The 17,696-nt window shown below is 67.0% G+C and carries 18 protein-coding genes and 1 pseudogene; 9 read left to right on the top strand and 10 right to left on the bottom strand.

What is annotated here, in order from left to right; all coding sequences use genetic code 11:
* Positions 1-265 precede the first annotated feature (265 nt).
* The 5 genes from rfbA (at position 266) to KAG51_RS01460 (ending at position 6,025) form a co-directional block, all read left to right on the top strand.
* Positions 266-1,135, top strand: coding sequence for a glucose-1-phosphate thymidylyltransferase RfbA (rfbA, locus tag KAG51_RS01480; protein WP_290579882.1), 870 nt, complete (start codon positions 266-268; stop codon positions 1,133-1,135).
* Positions 1,136-1,138: 3 nt separating this feature from the next.
* Positions 1,139-2,137 (top strand): dTDP-glucose 4,6-dehydratase, encoded by a 999-nt coding sequence (rfbB, locus tag KAG51_RS01475; protein WP_290579880.1) that lies wholly within the window; start codon positions 1,139-1,141, stop codon positions 2,135-2,137.
* Positions 2,137-3,537: a bifunctional dTDP-4-dehydrorhamnose 3,5-epimerase family protein/NAD(P)-dependent oxidoreductase gene (locus KAG51_RS01470; RefSeq protein ID WP_290579878.1), complete on the top strand. Its 1,401-nt coding sequence runs from the start codon at positions 2,137-2,139 to the stop codon at positions 3,535-3,537. The genes rfbB and KAG51_RS01470 overlap by 1 nt, the downstream gene beginning before the upstream one ends.
* 320 nt (positions 3,538-3,857) lie before the next feature.
* Positions 3,858-4,604: a cyclase family protein gene (locus KAG51_RS01465; RefSeq protein WP_290579876.1), complete on the top strand. Its 747-nt coding sequence runs from the start codon at positions 3,858-3,860 to the stop codon at positions 4,602-4,604.
* Positions 4,605-4,843: 239 nt separating this feature from the next.
* Positions 4,844-6,025: a site-specific integrase gene (locus tag KAG51_RS01460; protein ID WP_290579874.1), complete on the top strand. Its 1,182-nt coding sequence runs from the start codon at positions 4,844-4,846 to the stop codon at positions 6,023-6,025.
* 115 nt (positions 6,026-6,140) lie between these two features.
* Here KAG51_RS01460 and KAG51_RS01455 read toward each other — a convergent pair whose 3' ends face one another.
* Entirely contained in the window at positions 6,141-6,317 is a 177-nt protein-coding gene (locus tag KAG51_RS01455; RefSeq protein ID WP_290580023.1) for an excisionase family DNA-binding protein, read from the bottom strand.
* Between the two features lie 869 nt (positions 6,318-7,186).
* On the opposite strand from KAG51_RS01455, the gene KAG51_RS01450 reads away from it, so the two are divergent.
* A complete protein-coding gene (locus KAG51_RS01450; RefSeq protein ID WP_290579872.1) occupies positions 7,187-7,405 on the top strand; it encodes a hypothetical protein in 219 nt (72 codons plus the stop codon).
* 89 nt (positions 7,406-7,494) lie between these two features.
* Here KAG51_RS01450 and KAG51_RS01445 read toward each other — a convergent pair whose 3' ends face one another.
* Positions 7,495-8,316, bottom strand: a complete 822-nt coding sequence (locus KAG51_RS01445) for a methyltransferase domain-containing protein (protein ID WP_290579870.1) — start codon at positions 8,314-8,316, stop codon at positions 7,495-7,497.
* Positions 8,317-8,391: 75 nt separating this feature from the next.
* Positions 8,392-8,772, bottom strand: coding sequence for a helix-turn-helix domain-containing protein (locus KAG51_RS01440; protein WP_290579868.1), 381 nt, complete (start codon positions 8,770-8,772; stop codon positions 8,392-8,394).
* Between the two features lie 55 nt (positions 8,773-8,827).
* Here KAG51_RS01440 and KAG51_RS01435 point away from each other — a divergent pair, with 55 nt between their 5' ends.
* The gene (locus KAG51_RS01435; RefSeq protein ID WP_290579866.1) at positions 8,828-9,532 is read left to right on the top strand and encodes an NAD(P)H-binding protein; all 705 of its coding nucleotides are present in this window, start codon (positions 8,828-8,830) and stop codon (positions 9,530-9,532) included.
* Between the two features lie 138 nt (positions 9,533-9,670).
* Here the strand turns inward: KAG51_RS01435 and KAG51_RS01430 are convergent, their stop codons facing one another.
* Both KAG51_RS01430 and KAG51_RS01425 read right to left on the bottom strand, forming a co-directional pair.
* On the bottom strand, positions 9,671-10,336 hold the full coding sequence (locus tag KAG51_RS01430) for a DNA alkylation repair protein (RefSeq protein ID WP_290579864.1): 666 nt from the start codon (positions 10,334-10,336) through the stop codon (positions 9,671-9,673).
* On the bottom strand, positions 10,333-10,818 hold the full coding sequence (locus KAG51_RS01425) for a GyrI-like domain-containing protein (RefSeq protein WP_290579862.1): 486 nt from the start codon (positions 10,816-10,818) through the stop codon (positions 10,333-10,335). Before KAG51_RS01425 ends, KAG51_RS01430 begins: the two co-directional genes overlap by 4 nt.
* 89 nt (positions 10,819-10,907) lie before the next feature.
* On the opposite strand from KAG51_RS01425, the gene KAG51_RS01420 reads away from it, so the two are divergent.
* Both KAG51_RS01420 and KAG51_RS14005 read left to right on the top strand, forming a co-directional pair.
* On the top strand, positions 10,908-11,321 hold the full coding sequence (locus tag KAG51_RS01420) for a helix-turn-helix domain-containing protein (protein ID WP_290579860.1): 414 nt from the start codon (positions 10,908-10,910) through the stop codon (positions 11,319-11,321).
* A gap of 306 nt (positions 11,322-11,627) precedes the next feature.
* Entirely contained in the window at positions 11,628-12,086 is a 459-nt protein-coding gene (locus KAG51_RS14005) for a DUF5946 family protein (RefSeq protein ID WP_363316126.1), read from the top strand.
* Here the strand turns inward: KAG51_RS14005 and KAG51_RS01415 are convergent.
* From KAG51_RS01415 to KAG51_RS01395, 5 genes and pseudogenes are all read right to left on the bottom strand, one after another.
* Positions 11,995-12,369, bottom strand: a pseudogene (locus KAG51_RS01415) (hypothetical protein); the annotation flags it as partial. The gene KAG51_RS14005 and the pseudogene KAG51_RS01415 overlap by 92 nt on opposite strands.
* Positions 12,370-12,624: 255 nt before the next feature.
* Positions 12,625-13,320, bottom strand: a complete 696-nt coding sequence (locus KAG51_RS01410; protein ID WP_290579858.1) for a TIGR02391 family protein — start codon at positions 13,318-13,320, stop codon at positions 12,625-12,627.
* A gap of 1,105 nt (positions 13,321-14,425) precedes the next feature.
* Positions 14,426-15,127: an HAD family hydrolase gene (locus tag KAG51_RS01405; protein ID WP_290579856.1), complete on the bottom strand. Its 702-nt coding sequence runs from the start codon at positions 15,125-15,127 to the stop codon at positions 14,426-14,428.
* Positions 15,128-15,274: 147 nt separating this feature from the next.
* Complete coding sequence (locus tag KAG51_RS01400) at positions 15,275-16,057, bottom strand: enoyl-CoA hydratase/isomerase family protein (protein WP_290579854.1); 783 nt, start codon at positions 16,055-16,057, stop codon at positions 15,275-15,277.
* Positions 16,050-17,648: an AMP-binding protein gene (locus KAG51_RS01395; protein ID WP_290579852.1), complete on the bottom strand. Its 1,599-nt coding sequence runs from the start codon at positions 17,646-17,648 to the stop codon at positions 16,050-16,052. Before KAG51_RS01395 ends, KAG51_RS01400 begins: the two co-directional genes overlap by 8 nt.
* Between the last annotated feature and the right edge of the window lie 48 nt (positions 17,649-17,696).

Below are 17,696 nucleotides of genomic sequence, written 5' to 3'. Positions count from 1 at the left end.
CCCAGGACCTTGGTCACAGAAACTCCACGACTTCCGGCCGCGGTGCCAGCTGGGTGGCCGGTGGCACGATGGAGGGACGACACCCCACGGTGTCGACGCAGCACACGTCCCGCCCCGCGCGTCCTCCCACGCCCGGCCGGGACGGGGCGTCCGGCGCTCCTCCCACGCCGACTCCCACGGGCCCCCGCCTCGGCGGGGGCCTCTGCTGTTCTCACCGACGACGAGTGTTCAGGCGCCCGGCCGCGCCGTGGCAGGATGAGGTTCCGTGAAAGGCATCATTCTCGCTGGCGGCTCAGGGACGCGACTGCACCCGATCACCCTGGGTGTGTCCAAGCAGCTCGTGCCGGTCTACGACAAGCCGATGGTCTACTACCCGCTGTCGACCCTGATGCTGGCCGGGATCGACGAGATCCTGGTCATCACGACCCCACACGACGCTCCCGGGTTCCACCGGCTCCTGGGCGACGGTTCGCAGTTCGGCATCTCGCTGACGTACGCCGAGCAGCCGTCGCCCGACGGGCTCGCCCAGGCCTTCACGATCGGTGCCGACTTCATCGGCGACGACAAGGTCGCCCTCGCGCTCGGCGACAACCTGCTCTACGGCCCGGGCCTCGGCAGCCAGCTGCAGCGGTACGCCGACCTCGACGGCGGCGCGGTGTTCGCGTACTGGGTCAGCGAGCCCAGCGCGTACGGCGTCGTCGAGTTCGACGACGCGGGCAAGGCCGTCTCCCTGGAGGAGAAGCCGGCCGACCCGAAGAGCAACTACGCCGTGCCCGGCCTGTACTTCTACGACAACGACGTCGTCGAGATCGCGCGCAACCTGCAGCCCTCGGCCCGTGGCGAGTACGAGATCACGGACATCAACCGCGCCTACCTCGAGCGGGGTCGGCTCTCGGTCGAGGTGCTTCCGCGGGGCACGGCGTGGCTCGACACCGGCACGTTCGACCAGATGACCGATGCGGCCGACTACGTGCGCACGATCGAGCGCCGCACCGGTCTGCGCATCGGAGTTCCGGAGGAGGTCGCCTGGCGGCGCGGGTTCCTGTCCGACGCCGAGCTGCGGGTCAGGGCCGAGAAGCTCGTGAAGTCCGGGTACGGCGCGTACCTCCTGACGATCCTCGAACGGGGAAAGTGACCCATGGCCCATCTGCTCGTCACGGGGGGCGCCGGTTTCATCGGCTCCAACTTCGTGCACCACGTCCTCGACCAGACCGATCACCGCGTGACGGTGCTCGATGCGCTGACCTATGCCGGCAACCGGTCGTCGCTCGACGGGCTGCCCGAGGACCGCTTCACGTTCGTGCACGGCGACATCACCGATGCCGAGCTCGTCGACCAGCTCACGGGTCAGGTCGACGCGGTCGTGCACTACGCCGCCGAGTCGCACAACGACAACTCCCTCGACAACCCGCGGCCGTTCCTCGACACCAACATCATCGGCACGTACACGCTGCTCGAGGCGGCGCGGAAGCACGGCACCCGGTTCCACCACATCTCGACCGACGAGGTCTACGGCGACCTCGAGCTTGACGACCCAGAGCGGTTCAGCGAGTCGACGCCGTACAACCCGTCGTCGCCGTACTCGTCGACCAAGGCCGGCAGCGACCTGCTGGTGCGCGCCTGGGTGCGCTCGTTCGGCGTGCGGGCCACGATCAGCAACTGCTCGAACAACTACGGGCCGTACCAGCACGTGGAGAAGTTCATCCCGCGTCAGATCACCAACGTCATCCGTGGCATCCGTCCCAAGCTCTACGGCGCCGGCGAGAACGTGCGCGACTGGATCCATGCCGACGACCACTCGTCCGCGGTGCTCACGATCCTCGACCGCGGTGAGATCGGTGAGACCTATCTGATCGGCGCCGACGGCGAGAAGAACAACAAGGAGGTCGTCGAGCAGATCCTGACCGTGATGGGTCAGCCCGCCGACGCCTACGACCACGTCACCGACCGAGCGGGCCACGACCTGCGCTACGCGATCGACTCGACGCGGTTGCGCACCGAGCTCGGCTGGACGCCGCAGTTCCAGGACTTCGAGGCCGGCCTCTCGGCCACGATCGACTGGTACCGCGAGAACGAGGCCTGGTGGGCGCCGGCCAAGGACGCCACCGAGGCCTTCTACGCCTCGAAGGGCCAGTAGTGACGACGTACGGCCGCGAGCTCGCGGTGCACGAGACGCCGATCCCTGGTCTGCTCGTGATCGACCTTCCGGTGCACGGCGACGACCGCGGGTGGTTCAAGGAGAACTGGCAGCGCGAGAAGCTCACCGCCCTGGGCGTGCCGGACCTCGGTCCGGTGCAGAACAACATCTCGTTCAACGACGCCGTGGGCACGACTCGCGGCATCCACGCCGAACCGTGGGACAAGTTCATCTCCGTCGCGACCGGCCGCGTGTTCGGCGCCTGGGTCGACCTGCGCGAGGGTGACTCGTTCGGCATGGTCTTCACGACCGAGATCACCGGGGACGTCGCGATCTACGTGCCCCGCGGCATCGGCAACTCGTACCAGTCGCTCGAGCCCGACACGTCGTACACCTACCTCGTCAACGACCACTGGTCGCCGGAGGCGACGTACACGTTCCTGAACCTGGCGGACGAGACCGTCGCGATCGACTGGCCCATCCCGCTCGACCGATGCGAGCTGTCCGACAAGGACCGCACTCATCCGCGGTTGGCCGACGTCGTGCCGTTCGGCCCGCGACGCACGCTGGTCTCCGGCGCCGATGGGCAGCTGGGTCAGGCCCTGCGCACCGCGTTCGCCGGACAGGACCACGTCGATTTCACCGACGTGGACACCCTCGACCTCACCCTCGACCTCAGCACCGCTCGGCACTGGCGCGAGTACGACACGATCATCAACGCCGCCGCCTACACCGCAGTCGACCTGGCCGAGTCACCCCAGGGCCGCGCAGCGGCCTGGAAGGTCAACGTCCAGGCCGTCGCCAATCTCGCCCGGGTCGCGACCGAGAACGACCTCACGCTCGTGCACGTCTCGACCGACTACGTCTTCGACGGCACCCAGGAGCTGCACACCGAGGACGAACCCCTGACCCCACTCGGCGTCTACGGCCAGACCAAGGCCGCCGGCGACGTCGTCGCGGCCACCGTTCCCCGGCACTACGTGCTGCGCACGAGCTGGGTCATCGGCGACGGCAACAACTTCGTGCGCACCATGGCCTCGCTCGCCGAGCGCGGTATCGACCCCACCGTCGTCGATGACCAGCACGGGCGACTCACCTTCACCGAGGACCTCGCCGCCGGCATCACCCATCTGCTGCGGGAGCGGCCCGCCTACGGCACGTACAACCTCTCCAACGACGGCGCCATCGTCTCCTGGGCCGACATCGCCAAGCGCGTCTATGAGCTGACCGGCCACGACCCCGCCCGGGTCACGCCGGTCTCGACCGCGACCTACTACGCCGCGGCCGAGGGCCCGATCTCACCTCGACCCACCCACAGCGGCCTGGACCTGGCCAAGATCCGCGCCACGGGCTTCGTGCCCCGCGACGCCGACGCCGCACTGCGGCAATACCTGTCCTGATCCTCCCTCGACGGGGACACGACCACGCGTGGCACCTGCGCTCTCTCGACCCCGCACAGACCCGCCTCCGGGGGCGCTGACGGGCCACGGTGGAGGCGGTGCTTCGCGATCCCGTGGTGCTTCTGATCGCGTGCGGGACGACCCGAGTTACATCGATGTAGTTCTCCACAGGTGTGTGCACAGCTGGGGAGAACTTGTGGTGGGAGGCGGTCTCGGACGGGGGCCCGAACTCCCGCACGCGCCGAAGCACCGCAGCCCGGCGTGGTCGTGCTCTCGAGCAGACACTGTGCAATTCTGGTCGCGACCCGAGGGGGTACGACGTGACCGCACCGAGCGACCGACCGCTGTGGCAGCTCCACCAGCAGCTGCAGTCCCGCACGTTCACCGATCTGACCCACGCCTTCTTCCCGGGGATGCCGCACTTCCCGGCCTTCCCCGACGAGGTCCGCACCCAGACCTTCCAGGTCGACCCGGACGGCTTCGCGGTGCACCGCTACGAGCTGGTGGGCCAGTGGGGCACCCACTGCGACCCGCCGTCACACTTTGTCGACGGGGCCCGCACGATCGACGACATCCCGGTGCAGCAGATGATCCTGCCGCTGGTCGTCCTCGACATCTCCGACCGCGTCCGTGCCGACCCCGATGCCGTCCCGACGCTGGACGACGTGGCCGCATGGGAACGCCGCAACGGCCCAATGCCCGCGGGCTGCTTCGTCGCGCTGCGCACCGACTGGCACCAGCGGTGGCCCGACACCGGCGCGATGGCCAACCACGACGACGCCGGCGTCAGCCATGTTCCGGGCTGGTCACGCGAAGTGGTCGTCGATCTCGTGGAGCGGGTCGGCGTCACCGCCATCGGTCACGAGACCACCGACACGGACGCCGGATCGTCGACCTCGGCCGGAGACTACGGGCTCGAGCTGCTGCTCCTGCAGCACGACAAGTGGCAGATCGAGCTGATGGCGAACCTGGACCAGGTGCCGGAGGCCGGCGCGCTCCTCGTCGCGTCATGGGGCAAGCCCCGGGGCGGCTCGGGCTTCCCGGCCCGCGTCTTCGCCATCCACTGACAGGACCCGGGTTCTCGAGCCGCAGTCATGCGGGATGGAACTGGTGGTGGAGCCTAGGGGACTCGAACCCCTAACCCCCTGCTTGCAAACCGAGCCTGATCACACAGGGCAGAACGCTCGGCCCTGGAACGGCAAGGACCTAGCGAGTCAGGAGTGACCAAAAGTGGACACTCCTTCCCCCACTGGTCCCCCAGGGACCACTCCCACTGCTAAAGCAGTAAGGGGTTAGGAGTTGGAAGATGGCTCGACGTCGAGGATTCGGAGAGGTCGAACGACGCAAGAGTGCGCGGGGCGAGGTCACCTACCGTGCGCGGTACGCGATGCCGGACGGGACCAGGTACTCGCGCACCCTCAGCACGGCGATGGACGCAGAAGCGTGGCTGGTCGCCGAACGCACTCTCGTCGACCGGGATGAATGGACCCCACCTCGCGCGCGCATTGCGGCTGAGGAGAAGCGGAAGGCCGAGGCATCGTCGAACACCTTCGGCGGCTTCGCTGAGCGGTACCTGACCGAGCGCGGGCTCAGGCCGAACACCGGACGGCACTACCGCCACCTACTCGACACGCGGATCCTTCCGTACTTCGCAGTGATGCCGCTTAGCGCGGTGACGCTCGGCGACATCAAAACCTGGCGTGCGGCACTCGGTCCGGAGACGGAGTCAACGAATGCCGCCGCCTACCGTCTACTCCGCTCGATCCTGACCTCGGCCGAGGAGGAGGAGCTGATCGACCGCGCACCCCCGAAGATCCGCGGGGCCGGAACGGCTCGGGTCAAGAAGGTCACCACACCCGCCACCTTCGATGAGCTCGCGGTCATCGTCGAAGGTATGCCGGTCCGACTGCGACTGTTTGTCATCCTCGCGGCGTTCGTCGGCCTCCGCGAAGGGGAACTGCTCGAGCTCCGCCGATCCGACATCGACGGCCTGATCGGCCGCGTTGACATTCGGCGGAAGATCGACAAGGACGTCATCGCCGGGGCACCGGGCGCGTGCCCGAATTGCGGTCGTTCGATCTCCACACCGAAAACGGCCAAGGGCATCCGGACGGTCCACGTCCCGCCGCCATTCCTGCCAATGCTGCAGCGCCACCTTCTCGAACACGCCGCACCAGGAATCGATGGACTCCTCTTCCCGGGCGAGCGGACCGATCATATGAGCGTCCGATACCTCACCGACCAGTACCGGTCGGCACGCGAGGCCGCTGGCCGGCCGGACCTCACGATCCACGACCTCCGCCACACAGCGCTGACCCTTGCCGGCCAACACGGTGCAACTGCAGCTGAGCTGCAAGCCCGGGCTGGTCACGCTTCGCAGACGGCTATGGCGATCTACCAGCACGCGACAGCCGACCGTGACTTGAAGCTCGCTGAAGCGATCGGTGAGACCTACGAGCGGTGGAGCAGGTCCCAGAACGAGAAGTAGTTCAGAGCTACTGGCGAATCACCCGGCGACTCCGGCGCGGACCACTGGTCGACCCGGCGCCCTCCCTATCGACGCCGCACTCAGTCTCGGAGACCCTCAGCATCGGGGACCTCCGTCACCATCTCGCGGAGGGAATCCGACGAAAGGCACTATCGAGATCAGCGATGCGAACTCGGATGACTCGACGACCGCAGCGATAAGCGGGAAGTGTCCCGTCCGCGATTCGTCGACGTACAGTCTTCACCGAGACGGACATCAGTTCCGCTGCTTGGAGCAGGGTGACGTAGTCCACGGGGCGCGGGTCAGTCACGGTGCGCCACCTCCCGCGAAGGTGGCTCGACACTCGGGCCGGAAGTCGGCTCCGCCGCGGGAAGTGGGATCTTGCACGTGTCCTCGGGAATCTTGCCGATCAGCATCTGATTGTCCTTCCACCGGGCCGCAGCTAGCCGCGTATGTCCGACCAGCGGTTGTACTACAAGGCATCGCCGCCCTCCCTAGGTGATCACCCCGACGAGGAGACGGGCATCAGGTCACAAGCCCGACGAATGTTTGAGATCACCGGGGCGATCTGGGTGATGTCGAAGTCCCGCTCGGAAGGACCGCAGACCACCTCGAACGAGCTGGGCCCAACATCCAGGAGCATGACTTGCAGGTCGAGGCGAGACCCACCCGAGACCGCCCGGGCTCTGCTCCGCGGCTTTCTCAGCGAAGCCACGTAGTCCACGCCGCCCATCAACGACCCCGTGCGTCACGGTGACGGCCCAAATCACCTGCCCCAAGACCACGAGCGCCCACCGCCAAGCACAACTTCCGGAAGCGGCGCGAGCTCGGCGTCAGTCGACGAGGACCGCTGTCCACGGTCCACGGCGGATCAACACGGTGTCAGCCCTCGCCTTCGCCCGGCGTCGCTGGGCGCCAGCCACCTCGATGGCGAGTACCTGGATTGCCGTGCCCCCAGCCCCCGTGGGTCGCCGTCGCTCGCGGCGAGCGCACGGCCGACGTACTGACTGGATTCGGGGACATGGCATCGCTTGATCTCGCCACTCTGTCCGCCCTGGAGCGCCGCGGGTGGGAGTCGCTATGCCGAGGCGATGGTGCCGCCTTCTACGGCGACATCATGGCCGAGGCCGGGGTCATGGTGCTGTGCTCGATCGGGATGCCGTGGTCGATTCGCTCGACCAGGCCCCGGCCTGGGACTCGTTCGACCTGAGTGATCTGCGCCGCGTGCCGGCCAGCGTGGACGTTGCCGCGCTGGCCTATCGCGCTGTGGCGACCCGCCAGGGCGAGAAGCCGTTTGAGGCCCTGATGTCATCGGTCTACCGACAACGGGTCGACGACGTCGAGCTTGTGTTCTACCAGCAGACGCTCGCGCCTGCCTAGTCCCTGACCAGCTCGCGCTCAGGTCCCCGCGGCTGATCCAGCTGCAGCGATCGGCGATCGCCTCGCTCACCGCTGATCACGGCGGGCCGTCAGACGTGCGCGAGTATCTCACCATGCAGGATCGCGAACCATGCGTCCGACGCGGCGCCCCAGGCACGCCAGGCGTCGGCGATCGTCGCGACGGCGTCCGACCCAGCACCGAGGGCCGCCGCCTGGTTTGTGAAGCTCGCGCCGAGGCATCGGTCGGCCTGTCCGTCACCCCACCAGCGACATGTCTCCTCATCGGCGTAGTTCCAGACGCTGGCCGTGTACCGCACGCCCTGCAGCCCGGCGGCCTGCGCCCAGGACCTCAGTCGTCGCGCCGCGTCCGGCTCCGCACCGTTCGCGCGGGCGGCCGCGCGGTAGACGCGTCGCCACTCGTCGAGCCCCGGCAGCTCGGGATACCAGGTCATCGCCGCGTAGTCGGCGTCCCGCGCCGCCACCCACTCGCCCGGACGGCACACCCGGATCATCTCCCGCAGGGCGGCGACCGGGTCCACCAGGTGCTGCAACACCTGGTGAGCGTGGACCACGTCGAACGTGTCGTCGTCGAACGGGAGCGCCGTCGCGTCGCCGATCTCGAAGCGCGTGCGCGTGTCATCGCGACGAGCCGCCTCCTCACGCGCCGCCACCAAGGGGGCCTCGACGTTCTCGACGCCAACCGCGACCCCTGGCGCCACGATCTCGGCGAGGTCGAGCGTGATCGTGCCCGGGCCGCAGCCGAGGTCGAGCACGTCCATGCCGCGACGCAGCTCCGGGAGGAGGTAGGCCGCGGAGCTCGCCGCCGTCCGGGCGCCGTGAGACGCGAGGGCCGCTCGTTCATGTCCGTGCGTGTACCGCGGCCGTTCGCTATTCGAGACATTTTCGCTCATGATATGAGACATTTCTATGGCAGGCCCGACGTCGTCCAGCCATTATCCGGATGCCGGTCGCCGCTCGGGTGTCGGTCAGACCCGGTGGCGCTCCCGGTGCTCGAGAAGCTCAGCCAGGTGGGCGTCGCTCCAGGCGCGCATCGTGTCGATCACGGGCAGCAGGCTGCGCCCGAGGTCGGTCAGCTCGTACTGGACGCGCGGCGGATTCCCGCCGAGGTCGTGACGTCCGACGAGTCCGTCTCGCAGCAGGTCGCGGAGCGTCTCGGTCAGCACCTTGGGCGTGACAGGCGCCAGGGCATCCTGCAGCTGCGAGAACCGTCGGGGCCCGTCGACCAGGGAGACGACGACCAGGCCGGTCCACTTGCCGCCGACCTGGAACGGGAAGGCGGCCATGGGGCAGGCGTCGTCGATCGGCCCACGTCTCGCGGGCGGCCCGATCGGGAGTGCAGGAGTCATCGCTCGTCTCCGCTTTCGTTGAAGTAAGCCGATCCTCGTCGATACCGTCGCGGCCATGACGACGGGATCAACAGGCGAGATCGTGGTGTTCGGCGCCGGCGGACGGGCGGGCCGGGCGCTGGTGCACGAGGCCCGCGCTCGAGGACACCGCGTCATCGGCGTGGTGCGCGACCCGCACCGGCACCCCGACCTGAGCGCCAACTCCGACGGCGCGTTTCGCGTCATCGCCGCCGACCTCACCGACCGGACAGCCACCGCAGCGGCGCTGTCGGAGTCCGAAGGTCGCGCCGCCGTGCTGGTCAACGCCGTCACCCCGTTCACCGCTCCGCCTGAGTCGTTCGAGGACTTCGACGACGACCACTTCGTGTCGCTGGTCGACACGCTCGCGGACCTGAGCAGGCCGACGGGCGCCCGTGTCGTGGAGATCGGACTGTTCGCGACCCTCCGCACCGACACGGGGCGGGTCGTCGACGATCCCGAGGCGTTCCCACCCTTCTTCCGACCGTTCGGGCAGGCACGGGTGCGTGGGTTAGATCGCTGGGACCACCACCGCGACGTCGACTGGCTCGTCGCCACCCCTCCGCCGGGCCTGTCGCCCGACGCACCCCGCACGGGCCGCTACGTCCTGACGGACGGGACCCTCGCGTCCGACCTCGCTCACCTGCAGCTCTCCTACGCCGACCTGGCCGTCGCCGTGCTCGACGAGATCGAGACGCCCGCTTACCGCAGAACTCAGGTTGGCGTCCACGCAGCGCCGTGACACGCGGCCCGACGGATCAACCAGGCGGCTGCTCTGCGCCAACGGTTCTACGGTGAGATGTGAACCCACGGTGGGTTTGACCCCACATTGCGTCGCCCCACCGACCGAGCGCGGACCCGTCGTCGCAGGCTGGAGGTGTCAGTGCGATCGGCGCTTCGCGCTGGTGCCGACGGAGGCCGCGCGGCGCGCGTGCGGTCGGAGGTCGTGCGTGGCCTCGAAGGCCTCCGCGGCCTCGGGGTGGGCGCGGCGGAGCTCGCGGACCGCAGTGCCGACAGCGGTCTGGACGAACTGTTCGGGGTCGTCGACGAGGGTGGACAGGATGGCGACCGGGTCGCCGGGTTCGCCGTGGCGGATGGTCCAGTAGCTGGCGACCGCGGCGGTGCGTCGCTCCCAGAGGTTGGCCGACCGGGCGAGCCGGTGGAGCGGTTCGCGGGGCCGGTCGAGCAGGTACGCGCCGACGACCCGGGGTGCGGCGCGGTCGACGAGGTCCCAGGTGTCGATCCCGGCGTGGCCGTCGAGGTAGGTCTCGTATAGAGCGGTGCGCTCCGGCGTCGTGGGGTCGTGGCGGCGGGCCCGGGCGTCGAGGATGCTGACGGCGACCATGCGGAGCTCGTACCAGGGCGCGTCGAGCAGCGACCGCACGACGGCCAGGTCGAGGTGCTGGTGCTCACGGGCGAGGTCGAAGGTGTGCTTCATGCGCACGCCGATGACCTGCTCGCGGGGGACGCGCTTGGCGATCGCGTCGACCTGGTCCGGGCTGGCCATCGCGCGCAGACGCGCCTCGATGGCGTCGACGGAGGTCATCGATCGACGGCGGCCGCAGTGACGGGCTGCACCAGGAGGGTGCTCCACTGTGCGGGAGGGGCCCACGTCGCGGGGTTCGGCTCGACGTGGAGCGGGATCCACTCGTACACCTCCCACGGCGGCCCAGCCGGCTCGTGCGCGCCGGTCGCCTCGGCGAGCCGCGCGTAGGCCGCGCCGAGGGCGTCGTGCGCGCCGTCGTGGCGGACCACGACGTGCGTCCCGCCAGGCAGCGACCCCGCCAGGTCGGACGGGTGGGCCGTCGGTGCGGCGAGCGGGATCCCGACCTCGACGTCGACCTCGTCCGCACCCATGTCCCAGTACCGCACGTACGGATGGCCGCTCTGCTCGCCGGCGACCTTCTCGAGCTCGGCCCAGACCGCGGCGAGCGCCTCGCCCTGGAAGGCCATCAGCTCGCCGATCGGCACTCGGCGGCGCAGAGAGAGCGTGGGGGTGTCGGTCGGTTCGTGCCTCAGCTCGCTCATCGAAGCTCCTCAGTGGTAACATTTGCGTACTACTCAGGACGCTATCGTGAGCGGTACGGATCCGCAACTACTTTTTCCGGGAGGCGCCCATGCCGACAGGACGATCGGACTGCCCCATCAACCGGGGCGTCGAGCTGCTCGGCGACCGGTGGAGCCTGGTGGTCATGCGGGACATCCTGTTCTCGGGTCGCACCGGGTTCCGTGACCTGCTCACCCACTCCCGCGAGAACATCAGCGCCCCGACTCTCTCGCGCCACTTGCGGGCCCTGGTCGAGATGGGATTCCTGACCCATGAGCCCGCACCGCGGGGCAAGTCGGGACGCTACGTGCTGACCGAGGCCGGCATCAGCCTGGTGCCGCTGCTCTTCGAGCTGGCGGCCATCGGCCACCAGCTCGACCCCACCACCTTCAGCACCGAGCCCCGGTTCGACGGCTGGTACGGCGACACCGCCAAGATCGCCGCCTACCAGGACGAGCTCCGCGCCTTGCACCTGCAGACCTGACCAACGCCCGCAGGTTCGCAGCGGTCTGAGAATCGCGACCCGACGGAACCCTCCACGGACTCTTTCCGCACCGGGTCCTGGCACCGGGCGAACATGATGCCGCCACCATCAGCACGCCGCCAATGCCAGGGCAACCATTCCCATCCTCGGCGGCGGGCACGTGGTCCCTTCTTCCGACACTGGGTACGGTGCTGTTCAGTGAGTTCGGGCAGCGACCCGCTTGTATTGGCGGACACTTCGACCATCTGCACGTCACCGTCAAGGCAGAACCAGCGTTGAGTGCGTTTCCGAGCGACCAGCCCCGCGATGACCCGAGTTCGTAAACTTGGGCGCATGCCAGTGTGTGAGGACTGCGGTGCGAGCGGTCGGTTTGGGAGCTGCGAAGACCTCTTTCACATGCTGCTGGCATTGGACCATCAGCGGCTCGCTCCCTGGGGACCTCATCATGGCCTGAATGTCGCCTGCTACTACCTCCAGCATCCATCGACGGCGCCACCCAACACCGCCAGCGGGCAGTGGTCTCTTGTCGAGGCGTACCGAGCTGGCGGGCTGGAATCGGCGAATCAGATCGAGAGACACCGTGTTGCCCGGAACAGGCTCAACCTGTTCGACGCGGATGACGCAACGCCAGCGCCCGCCCGAACACGCCCATCTCACTTAACGATCGAGCACCTCAGCGTCGACGGATCATTCCCGGCCGAGGGGTACGAGCAACGCATGAACCAGTGGGTCTCCGCGGTCCTGTTCGAACGCACGACCGAGTAGGCCCCACGCGGGTTGTGAATCGCCCCGGGTTCAGTGGCGGGCGTGTTCTGACCTGCTGATGGCGGTGGTTGTGGGTGGCTTCGAACTCGGCTGGTGGGACGTTGCCGATGGCCTCGAAGAGGCGCCTGTTGTTGAACCAGTCGACCCACTCCAGGGTCGCGATCTCGACGTCTTGAACAGGCCGATGACCGATTCGGCCATAGCGTTGTCGTAGGAGTTCGTCGACCGACCCCATCGAGGGGCTGACACCGGCTTCGGCGAGGAACTCGGGGTAGCGGATCGAGGTCTGCGCTTGCTTGACCTACCCACGCAACTTGTCGACATTGATCCCGACAACGTATCGGGAACTCAGTTTGACGACGAGCTGCTCCCTGAACCCTGGCGGAGGCGCGACGGGGTCCGGACCCAGAATGGGTTGCTGAGATCTGGCCGCAGAGACGGATCGACGCTCACTTCCGACCAACGGCAGCTCCGCGCACCATCGACCTCCGACACCGCAACGCGCACTCCACCACAGAGCTGGCCTGGGGAGGCGCATCTAAGGACTGACAGATCGCCTATTGAGCAGGCGCAGGAGGAGGTCTGCTAACAGAACTGCCTCAGCGGCCACCATCGGGTCGTCATAAGTGACGGTTCGATGACTCGACGGATTCTTGAACGTGCCCAGTGCTCCGGCGAAGAGCCCGCTTAGCGCTTCCTTCTCTCCGGCTTCGGCATTCTGATCTGCCAGCGGACCCCCATCAGGCTTGAACGCTTTCCGCATCAGGCTCACGCCAAGGTCTCCTGCAGCCATCCCAGATCGTTCTCGAACCACTTCCTCGACCTTCCTGAACGCCGCGAAGACCGCCTCCTCATAGTCGCCCTGCAAGAACTGCCGTTTCGCTTTCCCGAGATCTGGAAGAAGTTCGCCCTCGAGTCGCTCGGCCGCGTGCAGGCGACCTAATCCCATCGCTAGAGCCCGTTCGCCTTCAGAGCTGACGCGCCGCGAGTCTGGAGAGTTCTGACCGGGAAGCCGAGACACGAACGTACGGCTGTCCAGCCAGGACCATGCTTCGGCCAGGCGCTCCATGACCCCGGAGGTCGCGGTTTGGTCACGGTGCATCTGGTCCGCACTGTTCAACCAGTTCCACTGGTTCCAACCGCCACCTTCTTTGAAGTCAGCGAGCACCAAAAGGGATAGATCTGGCAGAGGCAGTTCGAGAAGTTCCTGTGCGGTGTGTTCCCAGATCTTCATCTGCCGATCGTTCCAGTTTCCGTCGAGTTGCGACAGATGCGTGGGAAGCCTCCGCTCGGCTGGCGGGTCGTTCGAACCACCATGGGACCCACCAACATCGTTCGACGCGAGGTCGGGCCCATGAGCTTCGAGATTTGGAGCCAAGAGCCGGGGAACCGTCTCTCCGTAATCTCCGCCCGGGTGGCAGTTAGCGACACCTCTATCCGACGGCGCTAGGCAAGATTCTCGGAGGTCTCGTGCGACGACTTCAGCGCATGGGACTGGAGTGGAGCGCAGGCCCACGGGCGGACGCCAGGTGGATCCGCGGCCAACCATCGTCCGCAGACCCCACGAACATTCGCACCAAAGTCCTCTGCACCGTCACGAAGTCTGGCTAAAAGTCATCTTGTCCTACTCCGCGGAATGCATCGCGCTCTCCCGAATCCGGCTAGGCGTCGCAACGACTGCGGCCCGAAGTTCGACCATCCGCTGGTGAGAGCAGGCACAAGAAGGCCGGTTGCAATTTGCTCGGATCGATCAAGGGCAGGCTCCGCAGGCACACGACCGTGCCCACCCCGCGCCCACTGGAACGACGAAGCCCCCGCTCCGCGCTGGAATTCCGGCGGAAACGGGGGCTTCGCAACTGCGGTGGCGGTGGGATTTGAACCCACGGTGGGTTTGAAGGGTCCGAGGGAATCCTCGAGACGCCACGGTCAAGTTGGGCCACTGGCCTTTGGTCTCCGGATCATGCGCAGGCGAGACACGAACTCAACAGCAGCCCTAGCGTTGAGGATGTGACCGTGACCTAGAACGCTGACGCGCCACGAGCGGACCGGGGCAGACCTAACACCCGCCCTCCTCGGCACGGACGCGCTTCTCCCCGGAGGCCTCTCTAGACAAGGTCTCAGAGGTGGTTGAGGGTCCCTAGACTGGTCGTGTTCAACTTCTAGCTGAATCCGGCGCGCCGAAGCGATCGGGTCCTCAACGAGCAGGTCGGCAACCTGACCTTCACTGGATGACGAGAGCCCTTGCTTGCATGGCGAGAGCAGCGCCTCCAGCCAACAGAAACCCCCGATCGCGCTGAACATCCAGCGAAGATCGGGGGTCTCCTATTCGCCGCGTCGCGTCAGTCGTCCTTGGTCAGGTCGCGGAGACCCTGGGGGAGCCCGGCGAGGTCCGGCAGCACCAGGTCGGCACAGATCTCGTCGGTGCCTCCGATATGGATCCACTCGTTGTTCTCAGGGTTGTCCGAGCGGTGGACGAACACGGTTCTGAAGCCTCGCTGGTGAGCCGGCTCGCAGTCATGCCAGACGCTGTTTCCTACGTGAATCCAGTCCTGGGGCGACGGACGGTGCCGGGCGACGAACTCGTCGAACATGCCGTCCCCCGGCTTGTAGCTCTCAACCTCTTCGGCCGTGATCACCTCATCGAATTCGACCGGCAAAGGGCCGGCCAGCGTGCCCCTCATGAGATCAGCATCGGTGTTCGTCAGAATCCCCAGCCGATAGCCGTCTCGCTGCAACTCCTGCAACGCCTCGACGCTGTCGCCGAACGAGGGCCACGAGGGCAGCGTGGTGGATAGGACCCGCAACTCCTGACCCGCGAGAGGGATCTTGAGCTCACCGGCCGCCCGACGAAGTCCCTCCTCGAGAACGTCTCGATAGTTGCGGAAAGGCGACTCTGCCTCCACTGCCGGCTCGTGCCGGTAGTAGGTCTCCATGAGTTCGACTGCCCGGCCAGGGGCCACCGATTCCAGCGCCTCGGTCATACCGGTACGCCAATCGATGATCGTGCCGTAGCAATCGAACGTGACCCAACGATCTGCCATCAATTACACCTATCTCGTGTTCGGCTGGCGCACCATCTCCAGTGTCGCATCGTGGGTAACCAGCACATGGTGGGATTTCGTCTCTCCAGAGGGATCGCGGCCGGCACCGTGGCGGTGCCGGCGTATGCGAGCCGACGCCGAAGGCGCCTAGTCGTACGTGGAGTCGGCACGAAAGCGGTCGATGAGAGCTGCCGACTCCGGGTGAAACTGCGTCGCGTGAATCTCCTCCCGCTCGGCGCGGAGAGCCTCGGCGAAGGGTTGGTCGAGACCGCGACGCATTGCGGCCTTGACCGCGGCAATGGCATAGGGGGGACGCGAAGCAAACTTGGTGGCCAGGCTAAACGCAGCAGAAGGGAGCTCGGCGCCGTCGACCACTTCACTCACCATGCCGAAGGAATGAGCCTCGACCGCGCCGATCGGCTCGCCGAGCAGCACGAAGTAGGAAGCGCGCAGACGACCCACCGCGCGCGCCAGAAGGAATGACGTCCCGCCCCCCATCGCCGTGCCGACGCGAACCTCAGGAAGTCCGAAGACCGCGTCCGAGGCCGACAAGACGACGTCGCACGCCAACGCGATCTCGCAGCCGCCACCGATCGCCAAACCATTTACGGCGGCAATCACCGGCACCGGCATCGTGGCGAGGGTCTCGCCCAGGCGTTGTTGCGCGTCGATCTGTCGGACGCCGTCGTCATCGCGTTCCTCTCGAAGGTCGAAGCCCGCAGAGAATGCTCGGCCCGTCCCTGTCAGGATCACGGCCCGACGCCTTTCAGCGACCGCCCCGGCCAAGGCTTCCTCGAGCGCTCCGACGAGCGACTCGCTGAGAGCGTTGAGCCGCTGCGGACGGTTGAGGCGCATCGTGACGATGCCGTGGTCGTCGTCCGCCGTAATGACGAGCTCCTCGTCGGACGCCGCTCTCGCGATCTCAGGCATCGGCTCGCTCCGCAGCATTCGTGGCCGTTGCTGGACTACTGGTGGCAACGGCTTCTTCGGCGATGGCCCGGAGCGCACGCTTGTCGACCTTGCCGATGGGCAGTCGCGGGAGCTCAGCTCTGATGAAGAGACCCTTGGGAATCTTGTAGTTCGCCAGCTTGGTGCGGAGAAAGGCGCGCAACTGCTCCTCCGTGGGGGGATCACCCTGAGCCACGACGAACCCTGCCCCCACTTCCCAGTAGAGCTCATCCGGGATGCTCACGACGGATGCAGCGGCAACCTGGGGGTGTTCCTCAAGCGCCAACTCGATCTCGCGGGGGTAGACGTTGTAGCCCCCCGACTTGAACATGTCGGTGAGACGTCCACCGAGCCGCACGCGGCCCTCGTCATCCCATGAACCCACGTCGCCCGTGTGGAGCCACCCATCATCGTCGATGGCTTCACGAGTGGCGTCCGGACGATTGAGGTATCCGAGCATGATGTAGTCGCCCCTGAGTTGGATCTCCCCCGCCTCCCCGACGCCACAGACAGCTCCGTCTGGTGAAGCGATCCGGAGCTCGTACCGCGGATCGGGGCGACCGACGGTCTCCAGAAGCGACTCGAGGTCGTCATCATCGTCGGTGTACGTCACGGATCCGACCGTCTCGGTCATGCCGTAGCTGGTGCAGACGATCGGGATCCGTCGCTGGAGCTCCAGCACCAGATCTCGCGGTGGTGCCGCTCCACCCCAGATCGCCCGCTTCATGCTCGAGAGGTCCGCACCGGCCCACTCTGGGGTGCGGGACGCCAGGAGGAACATCGTCGGGATGGCGAGCCAGTACTCGATTCGCTCGGACGCGATGACCTCGAGAACCCCCACGCGGTCGAATCGCTCCATGTAATGAACCGTCCCGCCAGCGATCACGACTGAGGAGCTGATGTCGCCGAGGCTTCCGACATGGTTGATCGGCAGGTCGCACAGCATGCGAGGTCGCGCCTCGTACCAACGCTCTGCCTGAATCGCCGAGCATCGGACCAGTCCTCGGTGCGGAAGCAACGCTCCCTTGGGACGTCCCGAGGTTCCGGATGTGTAGACGAGCACGGCAGGGTCGCTGGGGAGCACCGAGCGCTCCGCTCGCTGGAGCTCGACGTCGGTGACGCTCTCCCCTGTGCGGACGAATTCGTCCCACTCTGCACCGGCCACCACGATCGGCCCGGACAGCCCGACCCGGGACGCAAGTGCCGCAAGCTTCGGTCGGTCCTCTGCCGACAGGCCCAGCAAGACGCTCGGCCGCGAGTCGGAGGTCACGTGGTCGAGCTCACCGTCGGTGTACTTCGGATTCAGCCCTTGCCAGGTCGCGCCAATCCTGACGGCGGCGATGAACGAGACGTAGAACTCCGGACGCGGATCCCCGAGCACAGCAACACGGTCACCGTGACGGACGCCTGCAGCCATCAACGCCCGAGCGAGCGCCGCCGACTGCTCTTCAACCTGCCGCGCCGTCAGCCTCGTCTCGACGTGCGTCAGCATCTCCTCATCAGGCTGGTGCTGAGCCCAGTACTTGACGTAGTCGGAGATCAGCGGGAGATCGGAGAACGATAATGTTGACACAATATCAATGTTGCATGGGCAAGGCATTGTGTCAACATTCACTCCAAT

The organism is Aeromicrobium sp. (assembly GCF_023146395.1).
Classification (GTDB): domain Bacteria; phylum Actinomycetota; class Actinomycetes; order Propionibacteriales; family Nocardioidaceae; genus Aeromicrobium.
This window is presented reverse-complemented; position numbering and strand designations above follow the sequence as displayed.